The organism is Streptomyces sp. NPDC059679, assembly GCF_042734105.1.
Classification (GTDB): Bacteria; Actinomycetota; Actinomycetes; order Streptomycetales; family Streptomycetaceae; genus Streptomyces.
Window position 1 is genome coordinate 33,083 of the sequence record NZ_JBHWES010000076.1, and the last position, 22,839, is coordinate 55,921.

A 22,839-nucleotide genomic window follows, 5' to 3' on the forward strand; every position below is an offset into this window, starting at 1 on the left:
GGCCGTACGGTCGTAGCGCCGTACGGAGGCAGATGCGCGGACCCTGAGCTGCGCCTTCGTGTATCCGCGGGGAGACTCGGCGATGTGACCGAGGAAACACCTGCGCCGACGGACGTTCCGGGGGACGGCCGTGGGGCCGGCGGATGTGGGGCCGGTGGGCGCGGGGCCGGCGGCCGTGGGGTCGGGCTGGTGCGTCGGCTGGGCCCTCCTGTGGGCGCGCTCGCGGCGGTCGTGGCCGCCTTCGCCTTCGTCGGGCTCGTCGACCCCAATGAACCGGGCCACTACCCCGCCTGCCCGCTGCTGCGGCTCACCGGCGTGTACTGCCCCGGCTGCGGCGGGCTGCGCAGCGCGTACGCGATCGCTCACGGCGAACCGTTCACCGCGCTCGGGGCCAATGCGCTCGCCGTCCTCGGCTACCTCGGGTTCGCCGTGGTGTGGCTGCGGTGGTTCGTGGCCTGCGTACGGGGGCGGCGGACGGTGGGGGTGGCGGGACCGGTGGTCCCGCTGCGGGCCGTACATGGGTGGGTGCTCGGCGGGGTGGTTCTCGGTTTCACGGTTATCCGGAACTTCCCCTTCGGAAGTTTCCTCACGCCGTGACCGTTGGTTTGATGGGGGTACCCGTTGGTTCCGTATCGGGTTCACGGCGGCGGATTGTGCAGGTCCGCGTCAACCGGATGCGAGACCTCGGTTCTCCGCCAGATACCATCGCAGTGCCTGGTGAAGTGCTCGTCCCCCAGAGGACGCCCGCTGCGCCGGTAGTGATCAGAAGCTCCATCCCCGTCCGGAAGGGGGCCGCTCGCGTGAGTGTGCTCGACGAGATCATCGACGGAGTCCGTGCCGACCTCGCGGAGCGGCAGGCGCGCGTCACCCTCGACGAGCTCAAGGAGCGGGCCGCCAAGGCACCCCAGGCCAAGGACGGCGCCGCCGCGCTCAAGGGCGACAGCGTCAAGGTGATCTGCGAAGTCAAGCGGTCCAGCCCCTCCAAGGGCGCGCTCGCCGCGATCGCCGACCCGGCCGGGCTCGCCGCCGACTACGAGGCGGGCGGCGCCGCGGTCATCAGCGTCCTCACGGAGCAGCGCCGGTTCGGCGGGTCGCTGGCCGACCTGGAGGCCGTGCGGGCCAAGGTCGACATCCCGGTGCTGCGCAAGGACTTCATCGTCACCTCGTACCAGCTGTGGGAGGCGCGGGCGTACGGCGCGGATGTCGCCCTGCTCATCGTCGCCGCGCTGGACCAGGAGGCGCTGGTCTCGCTCATCGAGCGTGCCGAATCGATCGGGCTGACGCCGCTGGTCGAGGTGCACGACGAGGAGGAGGCCGCGCGGGCGGTGGACGCGGGGGCGCGGGTGATCGGCATCAACGCGCGGAACCTGAAGACGCTCGAGGTGGACCGCGGGAACTTCGCGCGCATCGCGCCGGAGATCCCGGACCACATCGTGAAGATCGCGGAGTCGGGTGTGCGTGGCCCCCACGATCTGATCGCCTACGCGAACGACGGCGCGGACGCCGTGCTCGTGGGCGAGTCCCTGGTCACCGGCCGCGACCCGAAGGGCGCGGTCGCGGACCTGGTCGCGGCGGGCGCGCACCCGGCGCTGCGGCACGGGCGGGACTGAGGCCGCCATGGACACGTACGCGCGCCTGGCCCGGGGGTGCCGCCCCCGTGGCTGCCGTGCGCCCGCGAGGCGGGTGCGGGGGCGGCGCGTGCGCTACCACATCGGATGCGAGCCGGGGCAGGTCAACGGGCGCCGATGGCGTGGATCGCTCGCTGCGTTGAGGTTGCGCGGGGTGCGCTGAGCGTTCGCGGTGGGTGCCGGGGGCGTGGCCTCCGGGGCTGTCACCCTGGACCGCATATTTACGGCGCCGATGGCCCGAAACGTAGGGTCGCTCGGAACTTGGCGCCACAAATATGCGTAAGCGTCCAGGGCACCACCCCTGCACCCCCACCCCCTCCCGCCTCGTCGGCGACTCCCGACCGGTGACCCCGGCCCGGGCCCGTCGCGGTTGCGGTGAGGGTGGGCTTCGCCTCTTCTCCGCTTCTGGGGCGGGTCGTCCCGATCCGGTCGAGGGCAGGCGGGCGCGCCACCCGCAGCCGATGCGCGGCTTCCCCTCGGGTGGCTCCGATTCGGGCCTGGCCTGGTTCCGGATGCCGGGCTGGTGGTCTGTGGCTTCCTCTTCGGGTGGGTCCGGTTTCGGATTCGGCTTGGGGCGTGGGGCTGGTTGCTCCGGCTTCCTCTCAGGTGGTGTCTGGCTTCAGATGCGGCTCGGGTGCGGGGTGGCCCCGGCTTCTTTCGGCCGGTTCGTCGGCCGGGCGGGGTGGGGTGTCCGAGGCCGGTCCGGTGCCGGAAGGGGTGCCCGGGGCGGGGCGACGTCTCACGTCACCACTGGCAGCGCCCTGACCGACGCCACCCGGTTCCCAGCGACCGCTGGGGGCTGGGGCGGAGCCCCGTGCCACCCCGCGCTTCGCGGACCCGCCGTCTCCTCAGCTACCGCTGGGGGAGCCGGGGGTCTGGGGGCGGAGCCCACAGTTCGGGAAGGGGCGGGGTGAGGGAAAGCCCCCCGCAACCTCCCGCGCGTGGCGCCGTCGCGCAGCGATCATCGTGGTTATTTGTCCGTTATGAGCTGTGGGGCATCCGCCCCGACTGAGGAGTACGTCAGATGCCGTCTGACTTCTTTGTTCCGGACCCGGAGGGTCATATCCCCACCGCCGAGGGGTATTTCGGCGCCTTCGGCGGCAAGTTCATCCCCGAGGCGCTGGTTGCCGCGGTGGATGAGGTCGCCGTTGAGTACGACAAGGTGAAGAGCGATCCGTCGTTCGCCGCCGAGCTCGAGGATCTGCTGGTCAACTACTCGGGGCGGCCCAGTGCCCTGACCGAGGTGCCGCGGTTCGCGGAGCATGCGGGGGGTGCGCGGATCTTTCTCAAGCGGGAGGATCTCAACCACACCGGATCCCACAAGATCAACAACGTGCTGGGCCAGGCGCTGCTCGCCAAGCGCATGGGCAAGACCCGGGTGGTCGCCGAGACCGGTGCGGGGCAGCACGGTGTGGCGACGGCGACCGCGTGTGCGCTGTTCGGGCTCGAGTGCGTGATCTACATGGGGGAGATCGACACCGAGCGCCAGGCGCTCAACGTCGCGCGGATGCGGATCCTGGGCGCCGAGGTCGTCTCCGTGAAGACGGGCAGCCGGACGCTCAAGGACGCGATCAACGAGGCGTTCCGCGACTGGGTGGCGAACGTGGACCGTACGCACTACCTGTTCGGGACCGCCGCCGGACCGCACCCGTTCCCGGCGTTGGTGCGCGACTTCCACCGGGTGATCGGCGTGGAGGCGCGGCGGCAGATCCTGGAGCGGGTCGGGCGGCTGCCGGACGCGGTCGCGGCGTGTGTGGGGGGTGGGTCGAACTCGATCGGGCTGTTCCACGCCTTCCTGAAGGACGAGTCGGTGCGGCTGTTCGGCTTCGAGCCGGCCGGGCACGGCGTGGAGACGGGGGAGCACGCGGCCACGCTGACCAAGGGGGAGCCGGGGATTCTGCACGGTTCCCGGTCGTATGTGCTGCAGGACGAGGACGGGCAGATCCTGGAGCCGTACTCGATCTCGGCCGGTCTGGACTACCCGGGGGTCGGTCCGGAGCACTCGTATCTGAAGGACACGGGGCGGGCCGAGTACCGGGCGGTCACCGATGACGCCGCGATGCAGGCGCTGCGGCTGCTGTCGCGGACCGAGGGGATCATCCCGGCGATCGAGAGCGCGCACGCCCTGGCGGGGGCGCTGGAGCTGGGGCGTGAGCTGGGCGGCGACGGGCTGGTGCTGGTCAATCTGTCGGGCCGGGGCGACAAGGACATGGACACGGCCGCGCGGTATTTCGGGCTCTACGAGGGAGAGAAGTGATGAGCGCAGAGCTGCTGGGGTCCGTGCTGGCGAAGGCCAAGGAGGAGGGGCGCGCCGCGCTCATCGGCTACTGGCCGGCCGGTTATCCGACCGTCGGCGACGGCGTGCGGGCGATGACGGCGATGGTCGAGGGCGGCTGCGATGTGATCGAGGTCGGTCTGCCGTACAGCGATCCGGTGCTGGACGGTCCGGTCATCCAGACCGCCGACGACATCGCGCTGCGGGGCGGTGTTCGCATCCGCGATGTGATCCGTACGGTCGGCGAGGTGCATGCGGCGACGGGGGCGCCCGTGTTGATCATGACGTACTGGAATCCGGTGGACCGGTACGGCGTCGAGCGGTTCGCCGCCGATCTGGCCGCGGTGGGCGGGGCGGGCTGCATCCTGCCCGATCTGCCGGTCCAGGAGTCGGAGGCGTGGCGGAAGGCCGCCGAGCAGCATGGGCTGGCCACGGTCTTCGTGGTCGCCCAGAGCAGCAGTGACGAGCGGCTGGCGAAGATCACCGCGGCGGGCAGCGGCTTTGTGTACGCGGCCTCGATCATGGGCGTGACCGGCACCCGCGACTCGGTGGGGGAGGGGGCGCGGGGGCTGGTGGCGCGCACCCGTGCGACGACCTCGCTGCCGGTGTGCGTGGGGCTCGGGGTGTCCAATGCCCGGCAGGCCGCCGAGGTGGCCGAGTACGCGGACGGCGTGATCGTCGGAACGGCGTTCGTGCGGCGGCTGATGGACGCCGAGGACCTGGAGACGGGGCTCACGGCCGTCCGGGACCTGGCGGGTGAGCTGGCGGAGGGCGTCCGCGTCCCCCGGTAGGGGTCCCTCGATAGAGCGAATACGGGGCGGAGGGGTTCAGTGGGGCTCCTCCGCCTCGTTGTCGTGGCGTGAGCGAGAAAAACCGTGAGGGGAAGCGCAGCGCCCGGGAGCGGCTGCGGGAACAGCGAGAGAAGGACCGGATCCGCGCCAAGCGCAGGCGCGGCCTGGGCGTGGCCGGGGCGGTGGTGGCCGTGCTGGGGGTGGCCGCGGGGGTGGGCATGGTCGCCTCGAAGAGCGGCGGGGACTCGGGGAAGTCCGGCAGCCGGGCAGTGGCCCCCCGGGGCGCGACCGGCACGGTGATCCCGACGGGGAAGGCGAGCGCGCAGAAGACGCTGACCGTGTACGAGGACTTCCGCTGCCCCGGCTGCAAGCAGTTCGAGGACGTCTTCCGCAAGACCGTGCACCAGCTGCAGGACAAGGGCCGGATGAAGGTCCGCTACCACCTGGTGACGATCATCGACGGCAATATGGGCGGCACCGGCTCGCTGTACGCGGCGAACGCGGCGGGCTGCGCGCAGGACGCCGGGAAGTATGTGGCGTACCACGATGTGCTCTACAAGAACCAGCCGTCGGAGACCAAGGACTCGTACGCGGACAAGTCGAAGCTGATCAAGCTCGCGGGCAAGGTCCCGGGGCTGGACACCGAGACGTTCCGCAGATGCGTCGAGGAGGGCAAGCACGACGGGTGGGTGCGGAAGTCCAATAGCGTCTTCACCCGCTCGGGGTACAGCATGACGCCGACCGTTCTGCTGGACGGGAAGGCGATCTACGGGGACCCGAACAAGCCGCTGAGTCCGCGGAAGCTCAAGCGGATGGTCACCGGGAAGGGCTAGGAACCCGTGCCGTTACGGAGCCGTTGCGCCGGGTGGGTTGCCGTATTGACCGCCCGGCACGGTAGCGTCGACTCCGACATGAACCTCGCATACATTCCCAGCCCGTCGTCCGGCGTGATCTACCTCGGCCCGATCCCGCTGCGCGGCTATGCCTTCTGCATCATCCTCGGTGTCTTCGTGGCGGTCTGGCTCGGCGGCCGACGTTGGGTCAAACGGGGCGGCCAGGTCGGCACGGTCGCCGATATCGCCGTATGGGCGGTGCCCTTCGGCCTGATCGGCGGTCGGCTGTACCACGTCATCACCGACTATGAGCTGTACTTCACCGACGGTCGCGACTGGGTGGACGCCTTCAAGATCTGGGAGGGCGGCCTCGGGATCTGGGGTGCGATCGCGATGGGCGCCCTCGGCGCCTGGATCGGCTGCCGGCGCCGGGGGATCCCGCTCCCGGCGTATGCGGACGCGATCGCGCCGGGGATCGCCTTCGCCCAGGCGATCGGCCGTTGGGGCAACTGGTTCAACCAGGAGCTGTACGGCAAGAAGACCGATCTGCCCTGGGGGCTGAAGATCGACGCCGACCCAGACATAGGGCGCGTCGCCGGTACGTACCAGCCGACCTTCTTGTACGAGTCGCTGTGGTGCGTGGGCGTGGCGCTGCTGGTGCTCTGGGCGGACAAGCGGTTCAAGCTGGGACACGGCCGGGCGTTCGCGCTGTACGTCGCCGCGTACACCGTAGGCCGCTTCTGGGTGGAGTACCTGCGGGTGGACACCGCCCACCATGTGCTGGGCATGCGGCTGAACAACTGGACGGCGATCGTCGTCTTCCTGGCGGCGGTGGCCTACTTCGTGATCTCCGCGAAGAAGGCCCCCGGGCGGGAGGAGATCGTGGAGCCCGCCGCCGCAGCGGTCGAGGCCGAGCAGGCCCAGGGCGAGAGTGGCGGCGAGGCGGAGGCCAACGCCGAAAGCAAGGCTGAGGCCGAGACCGAAAGCAAGACCGAGGCCAAGGCGGAGTCCAGGGCCGAGGGCAAGACCGGAGCCGACGAGGAGTCGAAGCCGGAGGCCGAAGCCTCGAAGTAGCGAGCGTCGCCGAGAGGCCGCCGGACCCGCACGGGTTCGGCGGCCTTTGCGTTTCCGCAGGTCAGCGAGGTAAGTTCGGCCTTCCTTGCTGGCGGCGGCAGGGAATTCGTGCGTACCTTCGAACTGTTGGGTTGAGGGCGGCCGCGCCCGCACCCCCTGAAGGGAGCACTATGTCCGTCATTGCTAGTACCGAACCTCCGCACATCGCGCACCGTGACAACCACACCCACCGCGATGTGAACGGCGGCTGGCTGCGCCCGGCGGTATTCGGTGCGATGGACGGTCTGGTCTCCAACCTCGCGCTGATGACCGGTGTCGCGGGCGGCGCCGTGGACCGCCAGACGATCGTGATCACCGGTCTTGCGGGTCTTGCCGCCGGCGCGTTCTCGATGGCGGCCGGGGAGTACACCTCCGTGGCCTCCCAGCGTGAGCTGGTGGAGGCCGAGCTGGAGGTGGAGCGGCGCGAGCTGCGCAGGCATCCCGTGGACGAGCTGGAGGAGCTGGCGGCGCTGTACGAGTCGCGGGGCGTGGAGCCCCAGCTGGCGCGTCAGGTGGCCGAGCAACTGTCGAAGGACCCCGAGCAGGCGCTGGAGATACACGCCCGCGAGGAGCTGGGCATCGACCCGGACGATCTGCCGTCGCCGCTGGTCGCGGCGGTGTCCTCGTTCGGCTCGTTCGCGCTGGGCGCGCTGCTGCCGGTGCTGCCGTATCTGCTGGGGGCGACGGCGCTGTGGCCGGCCGTGGCGCTGGCGATGATCGGGCTGTTCGCGTGCGGTGCGGTGGTGGCGCGGGTGACCGCCCGCAGCTGGTGGTTCAGCGGGCTGCGGCAGCTGGCGCTGGGTGGCGCGGCGGCCGGTGTGACATATGCCTTGGGCATACTCTTTGGCACGGCCGTGGGTTGATTTACCATACGGCGAGCCGCAAGATTACGCCGTTACTTGACGGTTTCAATCCGTTTACCGACGGGCATAACGCCGTAGCGCCGTGGGCAGCGTCGCCCGCTTCGCGCTTTGGCGGGGCGATCTTTTGATCCCCCCTTGCCTTACTTCACCCTTCGTGTCCGGTGTCCGCATGATGGAACGTGCTATCCACTTTCCGAGAAGCAACCCATCATGTAACCTGCACGAAAATTTCTTGGCGGAGGGCCAGCGTCGTCCCTCGGCACACCCAAATGCCGTAGACGACGACGGGAGAGCCGATGCGTTCCGCGTCCCACCCCGCCCGACAGGGGATGTACGACCCGCGCGATGAGCACGACGCCTGTGGCGTGGGCTTCGTGGCGACCCTCACCGGCGAGGCCAGCCATGAGCTCGTGGAGCAGGCTCTGACCGTGCTGCGCAACCTTGAGCACCGCGGAGCCACCGGTGCCGATCCCCGGTCCGGTGACGGCGCGGGCATCCTCGTCCAGGTGCCGGACGCGTTCCTCCGGACGAGTGTCAGCGGGTTCGAGCTGCCCGAGGCCGGCTCGTACGCCGTGGGCATCGCGTTCCTCCCGGACGGCGAGGCCGACGCCGCCGACCACATCGAGCGGATCGCCGCCGAGGAGGGCCTGACCGTCCTCGGCTGGCGCGCGGTCCCGGTCGCCCCCGACCTGCTCGGCGAGGCCGCCCGCTCCGTCATGCCGGCCTTCTCCCAGCTCTTTGTCACCGACGGCGCCAGCAGTGGGCTCGCCCTGGACCGCAAGGCGTTTGTGCTGCGCAAGCGCGCCGAGCGGGAGGCCGGGGTCTACTTCCCGTCGCTGTCCTCGCGCACCCTGGTCTACAAGGGGATGCTGACCACCGGTCAGCTGGAGCCGTTCTTCCCCGACCTGTCCGACCGCCGCTTCGCCACCGCCATCGCGCTGGTCCACTCGCGGTTCTCCACCAACACCTTCCCGAGCTGGCCGCTGGCCCACCCGTACCGCTTCGTCGCCCACAACGGCGAGATCAACACGGTCAAGGGCAACCGCAACTGGATGCGCGCCCGGGAGTCGCAGCTGGTCAGCGACCTGTTCGGGGACAAGGGGCTGGAGCGGGTCTTCCCGATCTGCACCCCTGACGCCTCCGACTCCGCGACCTTCGACGAGGTCCTGGAGCTGCTGCACCTCGGCGGCCGCTCGCTGCCGCACAGCGTGCTGATGATGGTCCCCGAGGCGTGGGAGAACCACCCCTCCATGGACCCGGCGCGGCGCGCCTTCTACCAGTACCACTCCACGCTGATGGAGCCCTGGGACGGCCCGGCCTGCGTCACCTTCACCGACGGCACCCAGGTCGGCGCGGTCCTGGACCGCAACGGTCTGCGTCCCGGGCGCTACTGGGTCACCGACGACGGCCTGGTCGTGCTGGCCTCCGAAGTCGGCGTGCTCGACATCGACCCGGCCAAGGTGGTGCGCAAGGGACGGCTGCAGCCCGGCCGGATGTTCCTGGTCGACACCGCCGAGCACCGCATCATCGAGGACGATGAGATCAAGGCCACGCTCGCCGCCGAGCAGCCGTACGGCGACTGGCTGGACGCCGGCCTGATCGACCTGGCCGATCTGCCCGAGCGTGAGCACATCGTGCACACCCACGCCTCGGTCACCCGCCGCCAGCAGACCTTCGGCTACACCGAGGAGGAGCTGCGCGTCATCCTGGCCCCGATGGCCAAGACCGGCGCCGAGCCGATCGGCTCGATGGGCACCGACTCCCCGATCGCCGCCCTCTCCGAGCGGCCGCGGCTGCTGTTCGACTACTTCACCCAGCTGTTCGCGCAGGTCACCAACCCGCCGCTGGACGCCATCCGCGAGGAGCTGGTCACCTCGCTGATCTCCTCGCTGGGCTCGCAGGGCAATCTGCTGGACCCGACCCCGGCCTCCTGCCGCAGCGTCACCCTGCCCTTCCCGGTGATCGACAACGATGAGCTGGCCAAGCTCATCCACATCAACGCCGACGGCGACATGCCGGGCCTGAAGGCCGCGACCCTCTCGGGCCTGTACCGGGTCGGCGGGGGCGGCGAGGCCCTTGCCGCGCGCCTCACCGAGATCTGCGCCGAGGCCGACGCCGCCATCGAGGACGGCGCCCGGCTGATCGTGCTCTCCGACCGCCACTCGGACGCTGAGCACGCCCCGATCCCCTCCCTGCTGCTCACCTCCGCCGTCCACCACCATCTCATCAGCACCAAGCAGCGCACCCAGGTGGGCCTGCTGGTCGAGGCGGGCGACGTGCGCGAGGTGCACCATGTCGCGCTGCTGATCGGCTACGGCGCCGCGGCCGTCAACCCGTACCTGGCGATGGAGTCGGTCGAGGACCTGGTCCGCGCCGGTACGTTCCTGCCGGGCGTCGAGGCCGAGACCGCGATCCGCAACCTGATCAAGGCGCTCGGCAAGGGCGTGCTCAAGGTGATGTCCAAGATGGGCATCTCCACCGTGGCCTCCTACCGCGGCGCGCAGGTCTTCGAGGCCGTCGGCCTGGACGAGTCCTTCGTGGACAGCTACTTCCACGGCACCGCCACCAAGATCGGCGGCGCGGGCCTCGATGTCATCGCCCAGGAGGTCGCCGCGCGCCACGTCCAGGCGTACCCCGTCTCCGGTATCCCCTCCGCCCACCGGGCGCTGGAGATCGGCGGCGAGTACCAGTGGCGCCGCGAGGGCGAGCCGCATCTGTTCGACCCCGAGACGGTCTTCCGGCTGCAGCACTCCACCCGCTCCCGGCGCTACGACATCTTCAAGAAGTACACCGAGCGGGTGAACGGGCAGTCCGAGCGGCTGATGACGCTGCGCGGCCTGTTCGCCTTCAAGAGCGGGCGGTCCTCGATCCCGATCGACGAGGTCGAGCCCGTCAGCGAGATCGTCAAGCGCTTCTCCACCGGCGCCATGTCGTACGGCTCCATCTCCAAGGAGGCGCACGAGAACCTGGCGATCGCCATGAACCAGCTGGGCGCCAAGTCCAACACCGGCGAGGGCGGCGAGGACCCGGAGCGTCTTTACGACCCGGCGCGCCGCTCGGCAATCAAGCAGGTGGCCTCCGGCCGCTTCGGCGTCACCAGCGAGTACCTGGTCAACTCCGACGACATCCAGATCAAGATGGCGCAGGGCGCCAAGCCCGGCGAGGGCGGCCAGCTGCCCGGCCACAAGGTCTACCCGTGGGTCGCCAGGACCCGGCACTCCACCCCGGGCGTCGGCCTGATCTCCCCGCCGCCGCACCACGACATCTACTCCATCGAAGACCTCGCCCAGCTGATCCACGACCTGAAGAACGCCAACCCGAAGGCGCGCATTCACGTCAAGCTGGTCTCCGAGGTCGGCGTGGGCACCGTGGCCGCGGGCGTCAGCAAGGCCCACGCCGATGTGGTGCTGATCTCCGGCCACGACGGCGGCACCGGCGCCTCCCCGCTCACCTCGCTCAAGCACGCGGGCGGCCCCTGGGAGCTCGGCCTGGCCGAGACCCAGCAGACGCTGCTGCTCAACGGACTGCGCGACCGCATCGTGGTGCAGACCGACGGCCAGCTCAAGACCGGCCGCGATGTCGTGATCGCCGCGCTGCTCGGCGCCGAGGAGTTCGGCTTCGCGACCGCCCCGCTGGTGGTCTCCGGCTGCGTGATGATGCGCGTATGCCACCTGGACACCTGCCCGGTCGGCATCGCCACCCAGAACCCGGTGCTGCGCGAGCGGTTCAGCGGCAAGCCGGAGTTCGTGGTGAACTTCTTCGAGTTCATCGCCGAGGAGGTCCGCGAGCTCCTGGCCGAGCTGGGCTTCCGCACCCTCGACGAGGCCGTCGGCCATGCCGAGCTGCTGGACACCACCCGCGCCGTGGCGCACTGGAAGGCGCAGGGCCTGGACCTCGCCCCGCTGCTGCACGTCCCGGACCTGCCCGAGGGCGCGGTGCGCCACCAGGTGGTGGGCCAGGACCACGGCCTGGAGAAGGCGCTGGACAACGAGCTGATCAAGCTGGCGTCCGATGCGCTGAACGCGGAGAGCGCCGAGGCGGCCCAGCCGGTCCGCGCGCAGATCGCGATCCGCAACATCAACCGGACCGTGGGCACCATGCTCGGCCATGAGGTGACCAAGAAGTTCGGCGGCGCGGGTCTGCCCGAGGACGCCATCGACATCACCTTCACCGGCTCGGCCGGCCAGTCCTTCGGCGCGTTCCTGCCGCACGGTGTCACGCTGCGCCTGGAGGGCGACGGCAACGACTACGTCGGCAAGGGCCTGTCCGGCGGCCGGGTGATCGTCCGCCCGGACCGCGGCGCCGACCACCTGACCGAGTACTCGACCATCGCGGGCAACACTCTCGCGTACGGCGCCACCGGCGGCGAGATGTTCCTGCGCGGCAGCGTCGGCGAGCGGTTCTGCGTCCGCAACTCGGGCGCGACCGTCGTCTCCGAGGGCGTGGGCGACCACGGCTGCGAGTACATGACGGGCGGCCGGGCCGTGGTGCTCGGCCCGACCGGCCGCAACTTCGCGGCGGGCATGTCCGGTGGTATCGCCTACGTCGTCGACCTGGACCGGGACAACGTCAACGCCGGCAACATCGACGCCGTCGAAGCGCTCGATACGGCCGACCAGCGGTGGCTGCACGACGTGGTGCGCCGCCACCACGAGGAGACCGGCTCCACCGTCGCGGGCACCCTGCTCGCCGACTGGGACGCCGCCCTCCCCCGCTTCAGCAAGATCATCCCCACCACGTACAAGGCAGTGCTCGCCGCCAAGGACGCCGCCGAGCGAGCCGGGCTCTCCGAGTCCGAGACCACCGAGAAGATGATGGAGGCGGCGACCAATGGCTGATCCCAAGGGCTTTCTGAGCACGGACCGCGAGGTCGCCAAGACCCGTCCGGTGGGCGAGCGCGTCCAGGACTGGAACGAGGTCTACGTCCCCGGTTCGCTGCTGCCGATCATCAGCAAGCAGGCCGGCCGCTGCATGGACTGCGGCATCCCGTTCTGCCACAACGGCTGTCCGCTCGGAAACCTGATCCCCGAGTGGAACGACTACGCCTACCGCGAGGACTGGCGGGAGGCCAGCGAGCGGCTGCACGCGACCAACAACTTCCCGGAGTTCACCGGGCGGCTGTGCCCCGCCCCGTGCGAGGCCGCGTGTGTGCTGGGCATCAACCAGCCCGCCGTGACCATCAAGAACGTCGAGGTCTCCATCATCGACAAGGCATGGGAGACGGGCGACGTCACCCCGCAGCCGCCCGAGCGGCTGTCCGGGAAGACCGTCGCCGTCATCGGCTCCGGGCCGGCCGGCCTGGCCGCCGCCCAGCAGCTGACCCGGGCCGGCCACACGGTCGCGGTGTACGAGCGCGCCGACCGCATCGGCGGGCTGCTGCGCTACGGCATCCCCGAGTTCAAGATGGAAAAGCGCCACATCAACCGGCGGATCGAGCAGATGCGCGCGGAGGGCACCAAGTTCCGCACCGGTGTGGAGATCGGCCGCGACATCGACGCCGCCAAGCTGCGCAAGCGCTACGACGCCGTGGTCATCGCGGCCGGCGCCACCACCGCCCGCGATCTGCCGGTGCCCGGGCGCGAGCTCACGGGCGTGTACCAGGCCATGGAGTACCTGCCGCTGGCCAACAAGGTGCAGGAGGGTGACTACGTCACCGCCCCGATCAGCGCCGAGGGCAAGCACGTCGTGGTGATCGGCGGCGGCGACACCGGCGCGGACTGCGTCGGCACCGCCCACCGCCAGGGCGCCGCCTCGGTCACCCAGCTGGAGATCATGCCGCGCCCGGGCGACGAGCGCCCCGCGGCCCAGCCCTGGCCGACCTTCCCGATGCTCTACAAGGTCACCTCCGCGCACGAGGAGGGCGGCGAGCGGGTCTACTCCGTCTCCACCACCCACTTCGAGGGCGATGAGGACGGCAATGTGCAGTGGCTCCACCTGATCGAGGTGGAGTTCAAGGACGGCAAGCTGGAGCAGAAGCCGGGCACCGAGCGGAAGATCCCGGCCCAGCTGGTCACCCTGGCCATGGGCTTCACCGGCACCGACCAGGAGAACGGCCTGGTCCAGCAGTTCCGCCTGGAGCTGGACGCCCGCGGCAACATCGCCCGCGACGCGGACTTCGCCACCAACGTGGACGGTGTCTTCGTGGCCGGCGACGCGGGCCGCGGCCAGTCGCTGATCGTCTGGGCCATCGCCGAGGGCCGCTCGGCGGCCCGCGGAGTGGACCACTACCTGGCCGGGACCAGCGCCCTGCCCGCCCCGATCCGCCCGACGGACCGCGCACTGGCCGTCTGACCCCTTCCGCACCTCTTCCACACCTCCAGGCACCACCTGGACTCCGCCCGTACAACGGCGTACGGACCGGCGCACGGCGCCCGCCCCCTTCCCGACCGGGGGCGGGCGCCGTGTGGTTTTACGCACCTACTGTCATCAGCTCGCCTTGACTTTGCCCAGGGATCGTCTCTGCAGATCGTCCAGCAGACCAAACAGGCGCTCCGCCTTGGTCTGCTCCAGCCGGGGGACCGGCTACCCACGGCCAAGGAGGTCGTCGCGGCCACCGCGATCAACCCCAACACCGTCCTGAAGGCCTACCGCGAACCGGAGCGGGAGGGCCTGGTCGAGCCGCGGCCCGGCCTCGGCACCTTCGTACAGCGCTCCCTGGCCCGGCCCGGCGCCGCCGCCGACTCGCCGCTGCGCGCCGAACTGGCCGCGTGGGCCGACCGGGCGCGCGCCGCCGGGCTCGAGCGCGAGGACGTCGCGGCGCTGATCGCCTCGGTCCTCGACGAGCGCTTCGCCGATGCCCCGGTCGCCCCGATCGCCCCGACCACCGACACCGGCAAGGGCACAGCACAGCCCTGAACAGGGAGCACGGGTGACCGACCGATACGAACCCTCCACCGCCCTGGAAGCCACCGCCCTGGAAGCCACCGGTCTTGGCAAGAGGTACCGGCGCGGCTGGGCCCTGCGGGACCTCACGTTCCGGCTGCCCGCCGGGCGCATCTGCGCCCTGGTCGGTCCCAACGGCTCGGGCAAGAGCACCCTGTTGTCCCTGGCCGCCGATCTGCTCGCGCCGACCACCGGGACCGTACGGGTCTTCGGCGCCGATCCGCGGTCCGCCGAGGCGCGGCGGCGTATCGCCTTCGTCGCCCAGGGCAAACCGCTCTACCCACGCTTCACCGTCGCCGAGACCCTGCGCCTGGGCCGCGAACTCAACCCCGGCTGGGACCAGTCGGCCGCCGAGCGCATCATGGCCGAGGCCGAGGTTCCGCTGACCGCCCGGGTCGGCTCCCTCTCCGGTGGCCGGCGCACCTGCGTGGCCCTGGCCCTCGCCCTCGGTAAACGCGCCGACCTGTCGCTGCTCGACGAGCCGATGGCCGATCAGGACCCGCTGCGGCGGCACCGGCTGATGGGCGCCCTGATGGCGGAGGCCGCCGAGCGCGGCACCAGCGTGGTCGTCTCCACCCATGTGCTCGCCGAACTCGACGGCGTCTGCGACTTTCTGCTGCTGATCGGCGGCGGCCGGCTCCGCCTGGCGGGCGACACCGACGCCGTCCAGGCCGCCCACCGACTGATCACCGGACCGCGCGGAACCGACGGGGGCACACCGGGGGAGGTCGCCCGCCACACCGTGGTCGGGACCCGGGCGACGGGCCGTCAGCTCACAGCGCTGATACGCCCGTCGGCCGCGGTGACCGAGGACGGCTGGATCGTCGCGGAACCGTCCCTGGAAGAGGTCCTGCTCGGCTATCTGGGCGCCCCCGACGCCCCGCCGCTGATCACCACGGGCGCGCGCCCGCCCGGCGTGGAGTTGGGGGCGTGAGCACGGCCGGTGCCAGGAGGCCGCGCATTCGGGGACTGATGTGGCTGGTGTGGCGGCAGCACCGGGCCGCGCTCTGGGCGGGCCCGGCCCTGGTCGTGGCGGTCGCCGCGTACATCGTGTGGCAGCGCGCCCAGATGGCCGGGTATATATCGAGCTGCCCGCGCCCCGTATCCGCACCCGCATGCTGACCGTCCAGCGGATCGCCGTGGTGATGGACCCGCCCGGCCAGCCGCTGGACGACACCCCCGCAGGAGCGGATGAAGCGCGAAGTGCTCGACCGCTCCTTCCGCCGCTGCGCCGGGCGGGAGGTCCGGGGGATGGTGTTCGTCCTCTACGCCCGCCCGGCGCCTGCTGACCGGGCGCGGCAGGCCACGGGGGACAGGGGCCGCCTTCGAAGGCGGACCCTGCCGCGCCCGGACCCCTACTTCTCGTCCTCGACCAGGCGGGCGGGGAAGCCGCCGGTGGCGATCGGGCCCCAGCGCTCCGGGGTGATCCGGATCAGCGACTTGCCCTGCTTGACCATGGCGGCCCGGTACTCGTCCCAGTCCGGGTGCTCGCCCGCGATATTGCGGTAGTACTCGACCAGCGGCTCCACGGACTCGGGGGTGTCGATCACCTCGGCGGTGCCGTCGATCTGCACCCACGGCCCGTTCCACTCGTCGGAGAGCACCATGATGCTGACGGCCGCCTCGCGCCGTACGTTGCGGACCTTGGCGCGCTCGGGGTAGGTCGACACGACGACGCGCCCCGCGTCGTCGACGCCGCACGTCAGCGGCGAGGCCTGCGGCGACCCGTCGGCCCGGCGGGTCATCAGGATGGCGCGGTGGCGCGGCCGTACGAATTCCAGCAGTTCGTCGCGGCCGACCCGGGTGTTGGTGGCGATGGAGGGGCTCATGCGGCCGAGCCTACGGCGTCGGGCGCGCGGCGCGGCATGCACCGGTCAGGTGTCGCATTCCAGCACCGTGCGGCACAGCCCGCAGCGGGCCCGGATCCGGCCGCGCACCGGGACCCGGATGCGCTGCCGGCAGGTCGGGCAGGGGAAGGAGACGCGCAGCGGGGAGCCGCTTTCGAAGGCGTATCCGGCCGGGCCGACCGGCTGCGGCGCCGCGGGGTCGGCCTGCGCGAACCGGCGGTCCCGCGCATAGCGGCGGCGGCCCGCCCAGCCGCTCGCGGCCAGTGGCGGCTGCCGCTCGTCGCCGCGCGCCACGTCCAGGCCCTTGGTGTACGCCTCGTACGCCTGCGGGCTGGTGAACCAGATGGCGGGGTCCTCGCCGAACGCCAGCGCCCGCTTGGCCAGGACGTATCCGAACTCCTCCGGGGTCAGATAGCCGAGCTTCTGGCTGGAGACGGAGTCCTGGCGGTACGCGTCGAGCAGCAGCCAGCCCGCGCCGAGGTAGGCGGCGGTGGTGTCGGTGAGGATCTCGTTGGCGCGGGTGCCGGGGAACGACAGGTCGAGCCGGTGCAGATAGACGTGGGTGACCTCGTGGGCGAGCGCCGCGCCGATGTCCCGGCGGTGTGTCTTGAAGCGGGAGTTGAGCTCGATGAAGTACTCCGGTCCGGCGGCCAGCTCGATGTTTCCCGCGTGCCGCATCTCGCGGAAGCTGACGATCATGCGCGCGTCCGGGAGGCGCAGCTGCCGCACCATGACCCGGGCGACGCGCTGGACGCCGAGGTAGAGATCGTCCTGGTCGCAGAAGGCCACATCGCCGGGGGCCACGCTGAGCTCGTAGGTCCGCACCCCGTCGTACGACAGCCGCTTGTAGAGCGCGGTGAGCGCGGCCCGGACGGTGTCCAGGTGCGGGAATCCGTGCTCGATGTCGCTGCCCGGTGCCGCCACGCCGTCACCCCGTAGCCGTTGGATGCCCCTGACTCGTGTCCCCCTGATTCAACTTTACGGGCGCCGGACCCGATCGCGCCGCAGGCCGGGCCGGTCGGTGTGGCCGACGGGTGTGGCCGGAAAGCGACCCTTGTCAGGCCGATCGGTGCGTCCAGATAATCGCAACGCTGCTTGGCATGAGCCTGGCAAGTAGCTCAACCCCCCACGAAAGGAACTCCGTTGCGGAATCTCCGGAAGCCCGTCAAGAGATCGGCCGCCGTCGGAGCGGTCGCGCTCGCCGCGTTCAGCCTGATGCCCGGCACCTCCCTGGCCCAGGCCAAGAGCGCCGAGCCCAGCCCCTCCGTCGTCGGCGGCACCCGCGCCGCCCAGGGTGAATTCCCCTTCATGGTGCGGCTGTCCATGGGCTGCGGCGGCGCACTCTACACCCAGGACATCGTGCTCACCGCCGCCCACTGCGTCGACGGCAGCGGCGCCAACACCTCCATCACCGCCACCGCCGGCGTGGTGGACCTGCAGAGCTCCAGCGCCGTCAAGGTCAAGTCCACCCGGGTGCTGCAGGCCCCGGGCTACAACGGCACCGGCAAGGACTGGGCGCTGATCAAGCTCGCCAAGCCCATCAACCAGCCGACCCTGAAGATCGCCGAGACCACCGCCTACAACAAGGGCGACTTCACCGTCGCGGGCTGGGGCGCCGCCGTCGAGGGCGGCGGCCAGCAGCGCTACCTGCTCAAGGCCACCGTGCCGTTCGTCGACGACACCACCTGCAAGAGGGCGTACAGCGACCTCGTCGCCGGCGAGGAGATCTGCGCCGGGATCATGGCCACCGGCGGCGTCGACACCTGCCAGGGCGACTCCGGCGGCCCGATGTTCCGCAAGGACGACTCCGGCGCGTGGATCCAGGTCGGCATCGTCAGCTGGGGCGATGGCTGCGCCCGCCCCGGCAAGCCCGGCGTCTACACCGAGGTGAGCACCTTCGCCAAGGACATCAAGGCGGGCGCCACCCAGCTCGGCGGCTGACCCACCGCCCCGGGGCCGGCTCCCCGCCGGCCCCGGCGTTCGCCCCTGGCGTGTCTGCCAGGGGCAGAACCGCCTCGGCACCCCGCGCCCCGGTTCCTACTGTCTGCGGGATGGAGATCACAGCCATCACCGCGGACATCCGGATGCTGCGCTTCCCGGTCGGCCAGGCCTACGCCGTACGACTCCCCGACGGCTACGCGCTCGTCGACTGCGGCTGGGCGGGTTACGAGCGGCGGATCCTCGACGCGCTGCGCGGACTCGGCGAGCTGCGCGAGATCCTGATCACCCACGGCCACACGGACCACTACGGCGCGGCCGCCGGCCTGGCCGAGGCCACCGGCGCCCGGATCCTCGCGGGCGCCGCCGACGTGGCCGCCATCAGCGGGGCGGAGACGATCCCCCCGCCCGTGCTCGCCGACTGGGAGCGGCCCCTCTACGAGGCCAACGCGCCCCAGGTCCCGGCGCCCCGCCCGGTCCCGGTCGACCGCGAACTGGCCGACGGCGACACCCTCGACTGGGGCCAGGAGGCGCGGATCGTGCACGTGCCCGGCCATACGGCGGGCAGCGTCGCCCTCCATCTGCCGTCTTCCCGCGCCCTGTTCACAGGCGACTCGATCGCGAACGTCGGGCAGCTGATGCCGGGCGTCTTCAACGTCGACCCCGAGGACACCGTGAGGTCCTTCCACAAGCAGGCGGCCCTGGACGTGGAGACCGCCTGCTTCGGCCACGGCGACCCGATCCGCACCGGCGCCGGAGCGGCGCTACGCGCCGCCGCCGCTCAGCTCTGCCGGTAGCAGAGACAGAAAGGATGGCCCGCGGGGTCGCTGAAGACCCGGAACCCCGACCGCTCGCCGCCGCTGTCGTGCAGGAAGGTCGCGCCCAGGGCGATCACCTCCCGCTGCGCCCGCTCCACGTCCTCGATCGTGTCCACGTCGAAGTCCAGATGGAACTGTTGCGGATGGTCCGGGTCCGGCCAGCGTGGCGGCTTGTGGTCGGGGGCCGCCTGGAAGGCGAACCGCTGGCCGTCCGGAGAGATGAGCCACACCCACTCCGGATCGGCCGCGTCCACTCGCCAGCCCAGGATCTCGGCGTAGAAACCGGCCAGCGCTACGGGGTCGGGGCAGTCGATGACGGTGCACTGGAGCTTCGCAATCATGCCCTCGACGATAGGCGCGAGGCGCACTGAGGAAAACCGAACACACATGGAACCTCTGGGTCCATAAACCCACTCCTCCACGGTGGAGGCGCTCGACCGGGGAGAGCACTCCAAGGGGAACGACCGCCTTCGGCCCCTCCCCAACCCCCCACAGGGGTCGGGGGCGGTCTCCGCGACCCCGCCCCGGACTCCACGCCGGACTCCCGCCCCGGACCTCGTCCCGGTCCACGCACTGGTCCCTTGGTCACAGCAGCGCCCCGGGCCGCATAGGGTCACGTGTCATGACGCAAACCGAGACCGAGGGGACCGACGGGGCCGCCACCATGAGCACCAACGACGAGATCGACGAGTCCGTCCGCGCCGAGCTGACCCGGCTGCGCGACTCCATCGACAACATCGACGCGGCCGTGGTCCATATGCTGGCCGAGCGCTTCAAGGCCACCCAGCAGGTCGGCTACCTCAAGGCCGAGCACAAGCTCCCCCCGGCCGACCCGGCCCGGGAGGCCCGCCAGATCAAGCGGCTCCGCGACCTCGCGGAGAGCGCCAAGCTCGACCCGGCCTTCGCGGAGAAGCTGCTCAACTTCATCATCGCGGAGGTCATCCGCCACCACGAGACGATCGCGCGCTCCTGAGGACTGCCCAGGGCCTGCTGTCAAAGGGGGCGCGGTCCGGGGCGCCGGGCGGAGGGGAAGGCCGCACCCCCGGCGCACCACCCCCAAATCCACACAGAACCGCACCGCGCCGCGCAACCTCTTCCCGGGCGTGTGACGCCCGCAGGCAGTAGGGCAGCATGTCTCCATGTCCGTACTGACGCGCGACGAAGCGCAGACCCGAGCTCGCCTCATCGAGGTCCATCACTACACCCTCGACCTCGACCTGACCCGTGGCGATGAGATCTTCGGTTCCACCACCACCATTCGCTTCAGCGCGCGCCAGCCGGACGTGGACACCTTCGCCGAGCTCATGCCTGCCGCCCTGCACCGCATCGTGCTCGACGGCCAGGAGCTCCCCCTCGCAGGCGCCGACGAGGTGATCGCCGACGGGCGGCTGCCGCTCACCGGGCTCGCCGAGGGCGAGCACGAGCTGCGCGTCGAGACGGACATGCGCTACTCCCGCACCGGTGAGGGCATGCACCGCTTCACCGACCCCGCCGACGGCGAGACGTACCTCTACACCATGTGCTGTATGTCCGACGCCAATGACGTCTTCGTCGGCTTCGACCAGCCGGACCTCAAGGCCGTCTTCGAGGTGCACGTCACCGCCCCGCCCGAGTGGACCGTCCTCGGCAACGGCATCGCCACCCGCGTCGGCGAACCGCACGAGGGCCGCTGGCAGCTCGCGCCCACCCCGCCCATCAGCACCTACCTGCTCGCGCTGGCCGCCGGGCCGTACCACTCGGTGCGCACCGAGCACGCCGGGCTGCCCTTCGGCCTGCACGTACGCCGCTCCCTCGCGCCGTACCTGGAGGCCGACGCCGACGAGCTCTTCGACATCACCCGTCGCTGCTTCGACCGCTACCACGAGATCTTCGACGAGCCGTACCCCTTCGACTCCTACGACCAGGCGTTCGTCCCGGAGTTCAACTCCGGCGCCATGGAGAACCCCGGCCTCGTCACCTTCCGCGACGAATTCGTCTACCGCTCCGCCGTCACCGACGCCGAACGGCAGACCCGCGCGATGGTCATCGCCCACGAGATGGCCCATATGTGGTTCGGCGACCTGGTGACCATGGAGTGGTGGGACGACATCTGGCTGAACGAGTCGTTCGCCGAGTACATGGGTTACCAGACCCTCACCGAGACCACCCGCTACACCGACACCTGGGCCGACTTCGGCGTCCGCCGCAAGAACTGGGGCTACGACGCCGACCAGCGCCCCTCCACCCACCCCGTGGCCCCCACCCCCGAGCAGGTACCCGACACCGCAGCCGCGCGCCTCAACTTCGACGGCATCTCCTACGCCAAGGGCGCCTCCGCGCTGCGCCAACTCGTCGCCTGGCTCGGCGAGAAGAACTTCCTCGACGGCATCAACAACCACTTCGCCCGGCACCGCTTCGGCAACGCCACCCTCGCCGACTTCATCGACTCCCTCGCCGAGGCATCCGGCCGGGATGTGCACGCCTGGGCCGACCGCTGGCTGCGCACCGACGGCGTGGACACCCTCACGCCGGTGATCACCACGAGCGGCGGCCAGTGGACGGCCGAGATCCACCACAAGGGAAGCCACGGCGGAAGCGGCGAAGCCGGCGATGGTGGCGATGGCGGGACCAGCCGCCCGCACCGCATCGCCATCGGCCTGTACGACCACGAGCCCGCCGCCCCCCACAAGCTCGTACTGCGCGACCGGGTCGAGGCCGAGCTGACCGACGGCTCCCCGCTGACCCTCCCGTTCACCGGCCCCCGCCCCGACCTGCTGCTCCTCAACGACAGCGACCTCACCTACGCCAAGATCCGGCTGGACCCCGGCTCCTGGAAGACCGCCCTGCGCTCCCTGTCCGGCCTCCCCGACGCGCTCAGCCGCGCCGTCGTCTGGAACGCCGCGCGCGACATGGTGCGCGATGGTGAACTGCCGCCCGGCGCCTACCTCGACGCCGCCCGCGCCCATCTCCCGCACGAGACCGACATAGCGATCGTCCAGGGCGTCCTCGCCTTCGCCCGCACCCAGATCGCCGACCGTTACCTCCCCGCCCACAAGCGCGCCGCCGCCCTCGCCACCATCTCCGCCACCTGCCGCGATCTGCTGCGCCGCACCGAGGACGGCTCAGGGCCCGGGCTGCGGCTCGCCGCCGTGCGCACTTTCGTCGACAGCGCCACCTCGGCCGCCGAGCTGAGCGACTGGCTCGGCCGCGACACCGTCCCCGGCGGCCCGGACCTCGACCCCGAGCTGCGCTGGCAGGTCCTCCGGCGCCTCGCCGTCCTCGGGGCCGTCACCCCGGCCGATATCGACGCCGAGCTCGCCCGGGACTCCAGCGCCACCGGCCAGGAGGGCGCGGCCCGCTGCCGCGCCGCGCTCCCCGACGCCGAGGCCAAGCGCGCCGCCTGGGCCGCGCTCTTCGAGGCCGACGGCCCCGAGCTGTCCAACTACCTCGTCACCGCGACGGCCCTGGGCTTCTGGCAGCCCGAGCAGCACGCCCTCCTCGCCGAGTACGTCCACGGCTACTTCCCGGCCGCCGTCGACCTGGCCGTCCGCCGCGGCCCGGCCATCGCCGACTCGGTCGCCCGCTGGGGCTTCCCGACGACGGTGGACGAGACGACCCTGCGGCTGGGGGAGGAGTGCCTGAGCGCCGACGACCCGTCCGTGTCCCCGACGCTGCGCCGCCGCTTCGCCGACGAGCTCGACGATCTGCGCCGGGCGCTGCACGTCCAGCGGGCCCAGGAGGAGGCGGCCGCCACGGAGGGCGGGGCGTAGCGGCCCCGGCGGCAGAGCCGCGCGCGGGCCCTGCGGGCGCGCCGGAGTGATGGCGCCCCGGCCGGGGCGCTGCCGCCGCCCCCGGGCCGCCGCCCCCGACGG

20 protein-coding genes are annotated in these 22,839 nt (G+C 71.3%); 17 read left to right on the forward strand and 3 right to left on the reverse strand.

The window, feature by feature from the left end; translation table 11 throughout:
* Window positions 1-189: 189 nt before the first annotated feature.
* From ACFV2X_RS46780 to ACFV2X_RS46840, 13 genes are all read left to right on the forward strand, one after another.
* Window positions 190-597, forward strand: a complete 408-nt coding sequence (locus tag ACFV2X_RS46780) for a DUF2752 domain-containing protein (RefSeq protein ID WP_385628316.1) — start codon at window positions 190-192, stop codon at window positions 595-597.
* A 203-nt stretch (window positions 598-800) separates the two neighbouring features.
* A complete protein-coding gene (gene trpC / locus ACFV2X_RS46785) occupies window positions 801-1,610 on the forward strand; it encodes an indole-3-glycerol phosphate synthase TrpC (RefSeq protein WP_385628317.1) in 810 nt (269 codons plus the stop codon).
* A 7-nt stretch (window positions 1,611-1,617) separates the two neighbouring features.
* On the forward strand, window positions 1,618-1,791 hold the full coding sequence (gene trpM / locus ACFV2X_RS46790) for a tryptophan biosynthesis modulator TrpM (protein ID WP_385628319.1): 174 nt from the start codon (window positions 1,618-1,620) through the stop codon (window positions 1,789-1,791).
* Window positions 1,792-2,652: 861 nt separating this feature from the next.
* Complete coding sequence (gene trpB / locus ACFV2X_RS46795) at window positions 2,653-3,885, forward strand: tryptophan synthase subunit beta (RefSeq protein WP_385628321.1); 1,233 nt, start codon at window positions 2,653-2,655, stop codon at window positions 3,883-3,885.
* Entirely contained in the window at window positions 3,885-4,694 is an 810-nt protein-coding gene (trpA, locus tag ACFV2X_RS46800) for a tryptophan synthase subunit alpha (RefSeq protein ID WP_385628324.1), read from the forward strand. The genes trpB and trpA overlap by 1 nt, the downstream gene beginning before the upstream one ends.
* Window positions 4,695-4,762: 68 nt before the next feature.
* Entirely contained in the window at window positions 4,763-5,527 is a 765-nt protein-coding gene (locus ACFV2X_RS46805; RefSeq protein WP_385628325.1) for a DsbA family protein, read from the forward strand.
* 78 nt (window positions 5,528-5,605) lie between these two features.
* On the forward strand, window positions 5,606-6,601 hold the full coding sequence (gene lgt, locus ACFV2X_RS46810) for a prolipoprotein diacylglyceryl transferase (RefSeq protein ID WP_385628327.1): 996 nt from the start codon (window positions 5,606-5,608) through the stop codon (window positions 6,599-6,601).
* Between the two features lie 170 nt (window positions 6,602-6,771).
* Window positions 6,772-7,503 carry a VIT1/CCC1 transporter family protein gene (locus ACFV2X_RS46815; protein WP_385628329.1) on the forward strand — a complete coding sequence of 244 codons (732 nt, stop codon included), beginning with the start codon at window positions 6,772-6,774 and terminating at the stop codon, window positions 7,501-7,503.
* 329 nt (window positions 7,504-7,832) lie between these two features.
* The gene (gene gltB / locus ACFV2X_RS46820) at window positions 7,833-12,341 is read left to right on the forward strand and encodes a glutamate synthase large subunit (RefSeq protein WP_385628357.1); all 4,509 of its coding nucleotides are present in this window, start codon (window positions 7,833-7,835) and stop codon (window positions 12,339-12,341) included.
* Complete coding sequence (locus ACFV2X_RS46825) at window positions 12,334-13,794, forward strand: glutamate synthase subunit beta (RefSeq protein ID WP_385628331.1); 1,461 nt, start codon at window positions 12,334-12,336, stop codon at window positions 13,792-13,794. Before gltB ends, ACFV2X_RS46825 begins: the two co-directional genes overlap by 8 nt.
* 129 nt (window positions 13,795-13,923) lie before the next feature.
* Window positions 13,924-14,358 (forward strand): GntR family transcriptional regulator, encoded by a 435-nt coding sequence (locus ACFV2X_RS46830; protein WP_385628359.1) that lies wholly within the window; start codon window positions 13,924-13,926, stop codon window positions 14,356-14,358.
* Between the two features lie 13 nt (window positions 14,359-14,371).
* Window positions 14,372-15,319: an ATP-binding cassette domain-containing protein gene (locus ACFV2X_RS46835; RefSeq protein WP_385628333.1), complete on the forward strand. Its 948-nt coding sequence runs from the start codon at window positions 14,372-14,374 to the stop codon at window positions 15,317-15,319.
* A complete protein-coding gene (locus ACFV2X_RS46840; RefSeq protein WP_385628336.1) occupies window positions 15,316-15,507 on the forward strand; it encodes a hypothetical protein in 192 nt (63 codons plus the stop codon). Before ACFV2X_RS46835 ends, ACFV2X_RS46840 begins: the two co-directional genes overlap by 4 nt.
* A 233-nt stretch (window positions 15,508-15,740) precedes the next feature.
* Here the strand turns inward: ACFV2X_RS46840 and ACFV2X_RS46845 are convergent, their stop codons facing one another.
* Both ACFV2X_RS46845 and ACFV2X_RS46850 read right to left on the reverse strand, forming a co-directional pair.
* Complete coding sequence (locus tag ACFV2X_RS46845) at window positions 15,741-16,214, reverse strand: PPOX class F420-dependent oxidoreductase (RefSeq protein ID WP_089511383.1); 474 nt, start codon at window positions 16,212-16,214, stop codon at window positions 15,741-15,743.
* A gap of 45 nt (window positions 16,215-16,259) precedes the next feature.
* Entirely contained in the window at window positions 16,260-17,156 is an 897-nt protein-coding gene (locus ACFV2X_RS46850; RefSeq protein WP_385628338.1) for a hypothetical protein, read from the reverse strand.
* A 219-nt stretch (window positions 17,157-17,375) separates the two neighbouring features.
* Here ACFV2X_RS46850 and ACFV2X_RS46855 point away from each other — a divergent pair, with 219 nt between their 5' ends.
* Window positions 17,376-18,173 (forward strand): S1 family peptidase, encoded by a 798-nt coding sequence (locus ACFV2X_RS46855; RefSeq protein WP_385628341.1) that lies wholly within the window; start codon window positions 17,376-17,378, stop codon window positions 18,171-18,173.
* Between the two features lie 110 nt (window positions 18,174-18,283).
* A complete protein-coding gene (locus ACFV2X_RS46860; protein WP_385628343.1) occupies window positions 18,284-18,967 on the forward strand; it encodes an MBL fold metallo-hydrolase in 684 nt (227 codons plus the stop codon).
* Here the strand turns inward: ACFV2X_RS46860 and ACFV2X_RS46865 are convergent.
* Window positions 18,952-19,329 (reverse strand): VOC family protein, encoded by a 378-nt coding sequence (locus ACFV2X_RS46865; RefSeq protein WP_385628348.1) that lies wholly within the window; start codon window positions 19,327-19,329, stop codon window positions 18,952-18,954. The two genes, ACFV2X_RS46860 and ACFV2X_RS46865, sit on opposite strands and share 16 nt — an antisense overlap.
* Window positions 19,330-19,610: 281 nt before the next feature.
* Here ACFV2X_RS46865 and ACFV2X_RS46870 point away from each other — a divergent pair, with 281 nt between their 5' ends.
* Window positions 19,611-19,961, forward strand: a complete 351-nt coding sequence (locus tag ACFV2X_RS46870; protein ID WP_370656717.1) for a chorismate mutase — start codon at window positions 19,611-19,613, stop codon at window positions 19,959-19,961.
* 166 nt (window positions 19,962-20,127) lie between these two features.
* Window positions 20,128-22,737, forward strand: coding sequence for an aminopeptidase N (gene pepN / locus ACFV2X_RS46875; protein ID WP_385628351.1), 2,610 nt, complete (start codon window positions 20,128-20,130; stop codon window positions 22,735-22,737).
* The last annotated feature ends 102 nt before the right edge of the window (window positions 22,738-22,839 follow it).

What these genes read in the sequence shown, in the direction of transcription:
- trpM (WP_385628319.1), top strand. Translation starts at nt 1,618, where the DNA reads ATGGACACGTACGCGCGCCTGGCCCGGGGGTGCCGCCCCCGTGGCTGC.
- trpB (WP_385628321.1), top strand. Translation starts at nt 2,653, where the DNA reads ATGCCGTCTGACTTCTTTGTTCCGGACCCGGAGGGTCATATCCCCACC.
- trpA (WP_385628324.1), top strand. Translation starts at nt 3,885, where the DNA reads ATGAGCGCAGAGCTGCTGGGGTCCGTGCTGGCGAAGGCCAAGGAGGAG.
- lgt (WP_385628327.1), top strand. Translation starts at nt 5,606, where the DNA reads ATGAACCTCGCATACATTCCCAGCCCGTCGTCCGGCGTGATCTACCTC.
- ACFV2X_RS46815 (WP_385628329.1), top strand. Translation starts at nt 6,772, where the DNA reads ATGTCCGTCATTGCTAGTACCGAACCTCCGCACATCGCGCACCGTGAC.
- gltB (WP_385628357.1), top strand. Translation starts at nt 7,833, where the DNA reads ATGTACGACCCGCGCGATGAGCACGACGCCTGTGGCGTGGGCTTCGTG.
- ACFV2X_RS46825 (WP_385628331.1), top strand. Translation starts at nt 12,334, where the DNA reads ATGGCTGATCCCAAGGGCTTTCTGAGCACGGACCGCGAGGTCGCCAAG.
- ACFV2X_RS46845 (WP_089511383.1), bottom strand. Translation starts at nt 16,214, where the DNA reads ATGAGCCCCTCCATCGCCACCAACACCCGGGTCGGCCGCGACGAACTG.
- ACFV2X_RS46860 (WP_385628343.1), top strand. Translation starts at nt 18,284, where the DNA reads ATGGAGATCACAGCCATCACCGCGGACATCCGGATGCTGCGCTTCCCG.
- ACFV2X_RS46865 (WP_385628348.1), bottom strand. Translation starts at nt 19,329, where the DNA reads ATGATTGCGAAGCTCCAGTGCACCGTCATCGACTGCCCCGACCCCGTA.
- ACFV2X_RS46870 (WP_370656717.1), top strand. Translation starts at nt 19,611, where the DNA reads ATGACGCAAACCGAGACCGAGGGGACCGACGGGGCCGCCACCATGAGC.
- pepN (WP_385628351.1), top strand. Translation starts at nt 20,128, where the DNA reads ATGTCCGTACTGACGCGCGACGAAGCGCAGACCCGAGCTCGCCTCATC.